Genomic DNA, 8,590 nt, shown 5'->3' on the forward strand with positions numbered 1-8,590 from the left:
CGCGCTCGCACGACGCACGCGGCGCGGGGCGGCCCGGGCGGTCCTGGGCCGACAGTACCGGGTGGCCGGACCGGACCGGGCGGGGCGCCCCGCCACGCCCGCACCGGGCTGCCCGACCGCGGCCCGGCCCGCCCGGCATCATGCAGGCACGACGACCGACGGGATGACGATGACCAGCACCGACAGCAGGACGGGCGGGGCACAGGACGCCGCGCGGCACACCGCGGCGGGCCGCCCCGCCCGGAGTTCCCGGGCCGCCCGCACCGCCCGGTCGGCGGCGGCGGCCTGGGCGGTCTGGGCCGCCACCCGGGCGCTGCTCCTGCTGTGCGTCTTCCGGGTGCTGGTGCTGCCCGGCCCGGACGTCACCACCGACGTCGCCGGGATCTACCGGGGCTGGGCGGAGGTCCTGCGGTCCGGCACCTTCCCCCTGCACGACGTCACCTGGCAGTACCCGCCGGCCGCCGCACTGCCCGTCCTCGCCCCCGACCTGCTGCCGTTCCTCCCGTACGCCACCGCGTTCTTCGTCCTGGTGCTGGCCGTGGACGCGGCGGCGCTGGGCCTCTTCCTACGGGCCGGTCGCGCACCGGGGCACCGCCGGACCGGGGCCTGGGCGTGGATCGCCGGCGTCGCCCTGCTCGGCCCGACCTCGTACGCCCGCTACGACCTGATGGTGGCGGCGGTGGCCGCGGCCGCGCTGTTCGCGGCCGCCCGCCGGCCGCGCACCGCGGGCGCGCTGATCGCCTGCGGCGCGCTGCTGAAGGTCTGGCCGGTCCTGCTGCTGACCGGGGCACCCCTGCGCGGGAGCCGGGCCCGCGCCCTGTGGTCGCACGCGGCGGCCTGGGCCGCGGGGCTGACGCTGGTCGCGGTCCTGGCGGCGCCCGGCGCGCTCTCCTTCCTCACCTTCCAACGCGACCGCGGCACGGAGGTCGAGTCGCTGGGCGCCCTGGTCCTCCACGTCGCCCGGCACGCCGGCTGGCCCGGCGAGGTGCAACTCCACTACGGCTCGCTGGAGTTCCTCGGCCCCGGCGTCCCCCTGGTGAGCGCCCTGGCGCTGGCGCTGACCGGTGCCGCGCTGGCCTGGCTGGTGCACTGGCGGCTGCGCGCCGGCCCGCTCGCCCACGCCGGCCCCGCGGTGCTCTGCGACGCCGCCTTCACCGCCGTGCTGCTCTTCACCACCACCAGCCGGGTCATCAGCCCGCAGTACCTGCTGTGGCTGGTCGGGCTGGCCGCGGTCTGCCTGACCGTGCGGGCGAGCCGGCAGGGCCTCCCGGCCGTGCTGGTACTGCTGGCCACCGGGGTGACCCTGCTGGAGTTCCCGGTCTCCTTCGCGGACGTGGTGACCGGCAACGCCCGGGGCATCGCGCTGCTGGCGCTGCGCAACGGCCTGCTGGTGGCCGCCTGCCTGCTCGCCTGCCGGCGGCTCAGCGCCGCCACCGGCCGCGGCCGGGCCGCGGGGCCGACCGGGCTGCCCGGCGCCCGCCCCTCGCTCAGCGCAGCACGCGCCGCACGTACGCGCGCCACATCGCGGTGAACTCGCTCAGCCCGACGCCGAGTTGTTCGCGCATCGCGCGCTCGACCAGTCCGCTGCGCCCGGTCGACCGGGCGCTGCCGCCGCCCGCCGTCGCCGGGGCGGTGGGGACCGCGGGAGCGGCGGTCCGGGCCTCCATCGGTGCCGTCACCGGGCCGGCCGCGGCGGGGCGCAGCCCGAGCCGCCCGGTGTCCCGGTAGAACGCGATCAGTCGGTCCTCGCCCCACTTCTCGGCGATCAAGCGGCAGGCCAGCCAGCCGCCCTCGTACGCCTTGGCCAGCCGCTCCGCACCGGCCCGGAAACCGAAGTCGGCGTCGCCCGGCAGCCGCGCGGGCAGTTGGCCGGCCGCGACCGCGCGGGAGAGCTCCGGCGCGGTGGTGGTCGGCCGGCGGTGCACCTCCCGATAGGCGACCCAGTCCGCGAACCCCTCGGAGAGCCACAGCGGGGTGGCGGGCGTGGTGAGCGCGCGGGTGGCGACGTGGGTGGTCTCGTGGGTGAGGACGACCGTGCGGCCCAGGTCGTTGAGTTCCTCGTACGCGTCCGGATTGACGATCACCCGGTCCGCGGGGGCCGCGGTCGACGCGCCCGCCTCCCCGGTGGTGACCGCCGCGATCCCGGCGTACCCGGACGGATCGTCACCGCCCATCAACTGCGCCATTCCCTCGACGGTGTCGGGCGCCTCCACCACCACCTTCCCCGCCCACTTGCCCTTCCAGACCGCGGACACCGCCGGCACCGCCGCGTCCACCCGCTTCGCCAGGTCGTGCAGCCGCGCCTGGTCCCCGGCCCCGCCCAGGACCAGGCTGTGCCGGCCGCGGACCAGCCGGACCGGCCCCTGGTCCCACAGCTGACGGGTGCCGCCCTTGCCGTCGGCGGCACCGTCGGAGTCGGAGCTGACCAGCCAGCGCCCGTCGCGTTCGGTGAGGGTGAGGTACTGGAGGCTGGTGACCGGCGCGGTGTCGAAGCCCTTCAGGCGGTAGCGCAGCCGGACCTGCGCCGCCAGCCGCCGGCCGCCGCCCATCGGGAGCGGGAAGGCACCGGTGGACACCAGGTCGTAGCGCCAGTCGGCGAGCGGCACGGCGGTCAGGTGGTCGAGGACCGCGCGCTGGCGGCTCCGGAAGCCGGTCGCCTGCGGGTCGACGGAGGCCAGGAAGGCCGCGGTGTCGTGCCGGCGGACGGCGTCGGCCCGCGCGTCGAGCATCTGCTGGGCACCCGGGTACTGGTCGGTGGGCCCGTCCGCCGGGGCGCAGCCGGTGAGCTGGACCAGCAGCGCCAGCAGCGGCACCGCACAGCCCGCCGCCCGTGCGGCCCGCCACGGCCGCCTGCCTCGCGCCCTGTGCTCCGCCATGCGGCCGATCGTAAGGGCGCCCCGGCCGTGGCAACACCGCAGGGGGCGCGGCTCAGGGGCGGGTGATCGACGAGATCGGCATCATGCCGACCGGGTCGTAGCGCACCCGGGCGCCCGGATAGGGCGCGTGCACGACCTGCCCGTTGCCGACGTACATCCCGACGTGACTGGCGTCCGAGCGGTAGATGACCAGGTCGCCGGGGCGGGCCTGGGACAGCGGGATGCGGGCGCCGGCGCCGCGCTGCGCCTGGGAGGTGCGCGGCAGCGAGACCCCGGCCTGGTTGTAGGCCCATTGGGTGAGCCCGGAGCAGTCGAAGGCCGAGGGGCCGGTGCTGCCCCAGGCGTAGGGGGCGCCGACCGCGGCGCGCGCCGCGGCGACCGCCGCCGCGGCCCGGCCCGAGCCCGCCACGACCCCGGACAGGTCGGGGATGATCTCGTCCCGACCATCGCTGCGGGAGGCCCGCTCGTAGGCGGACCGGGCTCCCGAGGGCAGGGCGTTGAGCAGCCGCCGGGCGGTCGCCAGCTTCCGCTGGACGTCCTTCTTGTGGTGGGCCACCTCGGCCCGGCCGATCTCCAACTGGGCCAGCTTGCGGGCCGCCTCCCGGCGCTGCTGCTCCAGCTCCCGGGTCGCGGCCTGGAGCCGGTGCAGTTCGTGCGCCTGGGCGCCGCTCAACCGGTCCAGCGCGGACGCCTTCTCCAGGTAGCCCTCGGGCCGTTCGGAGAGCAGCAACCGGATGGTGGGGTCGAGCCCGCCGGACCGGTACTGGGCGGCGGCCACCGCACCGAGCCGGGCCCGCAGCCGGTTGACCCACTCCTGGGTGCGGGCCGCGCGGTCCTGGAGGGCCGACACCTGGTCGCGCAGCTCCTTGGTGCGGGCGTTGGCCGCGTTGAACTTCTCGGTGGCCCGCTCGGCCTCCTCGTAGAGCTTGCCGACCCGGGCGGTCGCGCCCTCCCGGTCGGTCGCGTCGGCGCTGTGCCCGGCGACGGCCGCTCCGGTGGAGCCGGCGCGGGCTCCGGACGGGTCGGCGCTGGCCGGCTGGGCCGACAGCGCGGCGGCCGCGGTCGCCAGGGCGGCGGACAGCACGGTGACCGAGGCGAGGGCGGTCTGGCCGCGCTGCGAGGTACGGCGATGGGACACCACGAGGGCCGCAACTCCTTCCGTGTGCAGCCCCGGTCCGTCCGGGCGGGACGGTCGGTGATCCGGCAGCTGCGAGGGCAGACAGTAACCGCGCCGCGGCACCCCGGCCAAAGCCCGGTTCGAGCCCGCAAAAAGCCGCTCCGCCGGTGACTTCGCAGGTCACCGGCGGAGCGGCAGGTCAGCGGCGCAGGCCGCAATTCGCCCGATCGGGCGGCAGGTTGCAGGTGTTGTGAGGCTTGTCAGACCCGCACGCCGAACTGGAACGGCATGTTGTTGATCGACTCGTAGCGCACCGCGGCACCCGGCTTCGGGGCGTGCAGCACGGTGCCGTTGCCGGCGTAGAGGCCGATGTGGTGCAGGTCGCCGTAGAAGAGCACGAGGTCGCCCGGCTTGAGGCCGCTCTCCGAGTAGATGCGGCTACCGGCGTTGGCCTGCTCCTGCGAGGTGCGCGGCAGCGACTGGCCGGCCTGCGCGTACGCCCAGGACGTCAGGCCCGAGCAGTCGAAGGAGGACGGGCCGGTCGCGCCCCAGACGTACGGGGACCCTATCTTCGACTGGGCGGCGGACAGGGCGGCCGCACCGCGCTGCGAGGCGGGCAAGTCGTCGCCGAGGTTGACCCGGTCGTTGCTGCGGTTGGCCCGGTCGTCCGCGGCCTGCATGGCCGCGCGCTCCTTGGCGGTGAGCGTGTTGAGCAGCTCCTGCGCCTTGGCGAGCTTGCCCTTGATCTCGTCCTTCTTGTCCCCGAGCGACTTGCGGGTCTCGGAGAGGTCCTGGATCTTGCTCGCGGCCTCGGCGCGCTCCTGGGCGAGCTGGCGCTGCTTGTCCGCGATGGTCCTGAGCTGCTCGGCCTGCTTGCCGCTCAACTGGTCAAGGGTGGCGGCCTTCTCGAGGTACGTGTCCGGGTCGCCGGAGAGGAACAGCTGGACCGACGGGTCGATGCTGCCGCTGCGGTACTGGCCGGAGGCGATCGCGCCCAGGCCCTTGCGGAGCTGGTTCAGCTCGCCCTGGCCGCGGGCGACCTTGTCCTGGAGGTCGTCGACCTCTTTTTGGAGCTTGTTCTGCTGCTCCTTGACGCCGTTGTACTTCTCGGTGGCCTGCTCCGCCTCGTTGTAGAGCTTGTCGACCTCGGACTTGACGTCCTTCTTCGACTGGCTGGGGTCGGCGTGCGCCGCCTGGGACGAGAGGGCGACGGCCGCGGCTGCGGTCGCGGTGAGCACGGTCACGCGAGTACGGCTCGGCTGCTTGGGTCGACGGTGGGACGCCACGGGGGCGAGCTCCTTCTTCCTCCAGCCGCCTACCGGGAGTGGGGGGAGCTAAGGCCCCGGCTCCGCGCGAACACCACGGACTCGGCGGTACCTCCACTGACCATCCCGGTTGGATAATCACCTGTATGAAGGTTCGAGGCCCGACCTTAGTAACCGAGTTGTGATCGCTTCAAATCCTCCCGGGGAAAAACTGCACCGGGAGCCCCATCTTTTACCAACATCACACGGCCTGTAAGCGGCATTTGACGCTCCGATACGAAGCGCAACCGGTTCTCCCGGGCACCATTCCGGTCAACGGTGGAAATGTCAGGTTCGCGCAAGTCGCTTGAGCAGCAGCACCGATGCGACCGGCCGGGCACCGGCCTTGGCGACCCCGTCGGCCACCTCCCGGTCCGAGGAGACCACCACCACCGGGCGGCCCGCCGGCTCCGCGCGAACCAACTGACGAATCAACTCGTCGGCCGTCACGCCCGCCTTGCTGAACAGCACCCGCACCCCGCGCGGCGGCGCCAACAGCACCGGCGCGGCCAGCTCCGCCCCGTCGAAGACGCACGTCATCTCCGCACCGGTCTGGGCCGCCAGCACCGCCAACCCGCCCAGCAGGCGCAGCCGCTGCTTCTCCAGAGGCATCGTCGGGTAACCGGTCTTGGTGACGTTGTAGCCGTCCACCACCATGTGCGCCTGCGGCAGCGCCAACAACTGGTCCAACAGCGCCGGATCGGTCTCCGACAGGGCACGGGTCGCGATGTCCTTGGGCGTCATCCGGCCCGGCGCGACCGCGTCCACGGTGTCCGCCGGCCGGCCCGCGGCGGGCGGCAGCGCCAACTCGCGACGCAGCCCCTGGGCCGCGTCCAGCACCGTGTCCAACAGCAACCGCAGGCGCATGTCCTCGACGCTGCGGCCCTCGCGGGAAGACCGGCGACTGGCCTCCAGGGCCGCCTCGACCTCCGCGATCCGCGCCTTGAGCCGGCGCAGTTCGCTGTCGGCCGCGGTCTTCTCGACCACCGCCCGCTCCCGGACCTCGCCCAACGCCGCCTCGGCCTTGCGGACCGCCGCCTCCCCGCGCCGCACGTCACTGAGGGCGCTGCGCAGCTTCCGCTGGAGCGACTCGTTCTCCCTGCGGGACGCCTCCAGGTCCGCCCGGACCCGGTCCGCCTCCGTACGGGCCTCGCCGCGCGCCTGCGCCAACTCCTCACGCAGCCGGGCCAACTCCCGCTCGGCCTCCTGGCCGGCCCGCTCGGCGCGCGCCCGCTGCGCCTCCTCGCCGGCCGCCGCCACCAACTTGACCCAGCCCTCGGGACGCAGCACGTACGCCGCGGCCGCCACGTCCAGCGGATCGGCCGCGGCCGGCAAGGTCCCCTGCTCCAGCGCCTCCGCCAGCTCCGGCTGGGCCTCCCGGAACTTGCCCGCGATCCGCTGCCGGAAAAGCGCGTCGCCCTCCAGCGCCGCGGCCATCGCGTTCCCCGCGAACTTGGCCCGACGGGTCGGGGTGAAACGGGCGTACTGCCGCAGCGGAGGCGGCAGTTCGGCGACCGTCAACGCCCCGAACCACTCCGCGGTGAGCGCCACCACACGGCGCCGCACGCCCTCGGGCAGTGGCTGGTCGAGCACCTCGTCGGCCACCCCTCCGGGCGCGTCCGCACGCTCCGCCCCCGGATCCCCTTCTGGACGTTCCACCACGGCTGCATCGCTCCGATCTCAGGCGCTCGCGCCCGGACGGTCCACCAGCTCGATCTGGTCGACCGCGTTGCACCAGCGGCAGCGCACCGACTCGACGGTCTCACTGACGACCTCGCGCTCCTCCACCGACGGCTCACCGGCCAGATCCAGGTGCACGTACTCCACCACCTTGGACCGGCGCGTCACGTCGAACCGGGTGAGGTTGCCACAGAGCGTGCAGCGCCACCGGGTCGTCGCAGTCGGCAGGGGAACAGCCATCGTGTCGTCCTCTTTCGTGCTCGTCGTGCTCGGCCAGCGGTGCGGTTCACGCGGTACGCCGTCGGACTGCGGAAATACGCAACGTACTGCCTGTAACCCTACGGCCTGACAGCGGGCCGGCGCGGGCCCGCCCGACTGCCGGGACGCGGCGAGGCGCTCTGTCCCGTGTGCCCGCATTGCGCCATGATCACTTCATGACGGCGCCGGTCCACCCCGCCCGCTCGCTACGCGCGGTGTTCTCACGGATGACGAACGTGCTGATCGGACTGTGCTGCGCACTCTTCGTGCTCGGCCCGGTCTCCGGCCTGAACCACACATACGGCACCGGAGACGCACTGCTCCGCGCCCAGAACAGCTACTTCGCGCACTGGGGCGTGATTCCGCTCGATCTGTGGAGCGGCGCACCGCGCGCCCTGCTCACCCCGCTCACCGCACTGTTCGTGCACGGAAGCTGGCTGCACCTGCTCGGCAACGTCCTGTTCCTGTACGTCTTCGGCAGCATGACCGAAGCCCGAATGGGACGCCTGCCCTTCACCGCCTTCTACCTGACCGTCGGCTACCTCGCGCTGCTGGGCTACGCGGCCGCGCACGCCGGCTCCGACCAGACCCTGGTCGGCGCCTCCGGATCGATCTCCGGCGTGCTCGGCGCCTTCCTCTTCCTCTTCCCCCGGGCCCGCGTCACCAGCCTCTTCCCGTTCCTGTTCTTCCTGCCGCTGCGCTTCCCGGCCTGGATCGTCCTGCTGTTCTGGTTCTCCCTCCAGTGGCACGCCGCCCGCCACGACCCGGCCGGCCCGGGCGTCGCCTACCTCGCCCACGTGGTCGGCTTCGCCCTCGGCTTCCTCTACGCATGGGCCCGCTACGGGCGGGATACTGTGGGTGCCACCAGGGACAACGGAGTGTCGGCCGAGGGAGAGAGCCAGCCGTGATCACGTCGATCGTGCTCATCAAGACCAGCGTGGACCAGATCCCGGAGATCGCCGAGCAGATCGCCGCACTGGAAGGCGTCAGCGAGGTCTACTCCGTCACCGGCCAGCACGACCTGATCGCCATGGTGCGCGTCGCCAACCACGACGACCTCGCCGACGTCATCCCCGGCCGAATCAGCAAGGTCCCCGGCGTCGCCTCCACCGAAACGCACATCGCGTTCCGCACGTACTCCCAGCACGACCTGGAGGCGGCGTTCTCTATCGGCCTCGATGCGTAGGCGCTGCGCTGGGCTTCGTCGTACGTAGTCGGCGTGCCCGCCGTGGGGGTTGCTGTTTGCGCCTGCGGCGCGGGGCCGCTGCGCGGGGCGTTGTCCGCTGCGCGGGGCGTTGTCCGCTGCGCGGGGCGTTGTCCGCTGCGCGGGGCGTTGTCCGCTGCGCGGGGCTTGT

8 protein-coding genes are annotated in these 8,590 nt (G+C 73.8%); 3 read left to right on the forward strand and 5 right to left on the reverse strand.

From position 1 onward, the window contains the following. Positions 1–163 precede the first annotated feature (163 nt). Entirely contained in the window at positions 164–1,531 is a 1,368-nt protein-coding gene (locus ACJ6WD_RS39840) for a glycosyltransferase family 87 protein (RefSeq protein ID WP_331248584.1), read from the forward strand. Here ACJ6WD_RS39840 and ACJ6WD_RS39845 read toward each other — a convergent pair. From ACJ6WD_RS39845 to ACJ6WD_RS39865, 5 genes are all read right to left on the reverse strand, one after another. Next, on the reverse strand, positions 1,488–2,876 hold the full coding sequence (locus tag ACJ6WD_RS39845) for a hypothetical protein (RefSeq protein WP_407617670.1): 1,389 nt from the start codon (positions 2,874–2,876) through the stop codon (positions 1,488–1,490). The two genes, ACJ6WD_RS39840 and ACJ6WD_RS39845, sit on opposite strands and share 44 nt — an antisense overlap. Before the next feature lie 52 nt (positions 2,877–2,928). Next, the gene (locus ACJ6WD_RS39850) at positions 2,929–4,017 is read right to left on the reverse strand and encodes an NlpC/P60 family protein (RefSeq protein ID WP_407617671.1); all 1,089 of its coding nucleotides are present in this window, start codon (positions 4,015–4,017) and stop codon (positions 2,929–2,931) included. A gap of 236 nt (positions 4,018–4,253) precedes the next feature. Next, positions 4,254–5,279 (reverse strand): NlpC/P60 family protein, encoded by a 1,026-nt coding sequence (locus ACJ6WD_RS39855; RefSeq protein ID WP_233661328.1) that lies wholly within the window; start codon positions 5,277–5,279, stop codon positions 4,254–4,256. 306 nt (positions 5,280–5,585) lie between these two features. Further along, positions 5,586–6,956: an NYN domain-containing protein gene (locus ACJ6WD_RS39860; RefSeq protein WP_376447836.1), complete on the reverse strand. Its 1,371-nt coding sequence runs from the start codon at positions 6,954–6,956 to the stop codon at positions 5,586–5,588. Positions 6,957–6,977: 21 nt separating this feature from the next. Then, positions 6,978–7,217 (reverse strand): hypothetical protein, encoded by a 240-nt coding sequence (locus tag ACJ6WD_RS39865; protein ID WP_016573920.1) that lies wholly within the window; start codon positions 7,215–7,217, stop codon positions 6,978–6,980. Between the two features lie 194 nt (positions 7,218–7,411). Here ACJ6WD_RS39865 and ACJ6WD_RS39870 point away from each other — a divergent pair, with 194 nt between their 5' ends. Continuing rightward, a complete protein-coding gene (locus ACJ6WD_RS39870; RefSeq protein ID WP_407617672.1) occupies positions 7,412–8,143 on the forward strand; it encodes a rhomboid family intramembrane serine protease in 732 nt (243 codons plus the stop codon). Further along, complete coding sequence (locus tag ACJ6WD_RS39875; RefSeq protein ID WP_016573922.1) at positions 8,140–8,421, forward strand: Lrp/AsnC family transcriptional regulator; 282 nt, start codon at positions 8,140–8,142, stop codon at positions 8,419–8,421. The genes ACJ6WD_RS39870 and ACJ6WD_RS39875 overlap by 4 nt, the downstream gene beginning before the upstream one ends. Positions 8,422–8,590: the final 169 nt, after the last annotated feature.

Origin of the sequence: Streptomyces sp. VTCC 41912, from assembly GCF_045799175.1 — a bacterium.
Taxonomy (GTDB): Bacteria; Actinomycetota; Actinomycetes; order Streptomycetales; family Streptomycetaceae; genus Streptomyces; species Streptomyces albulus_C.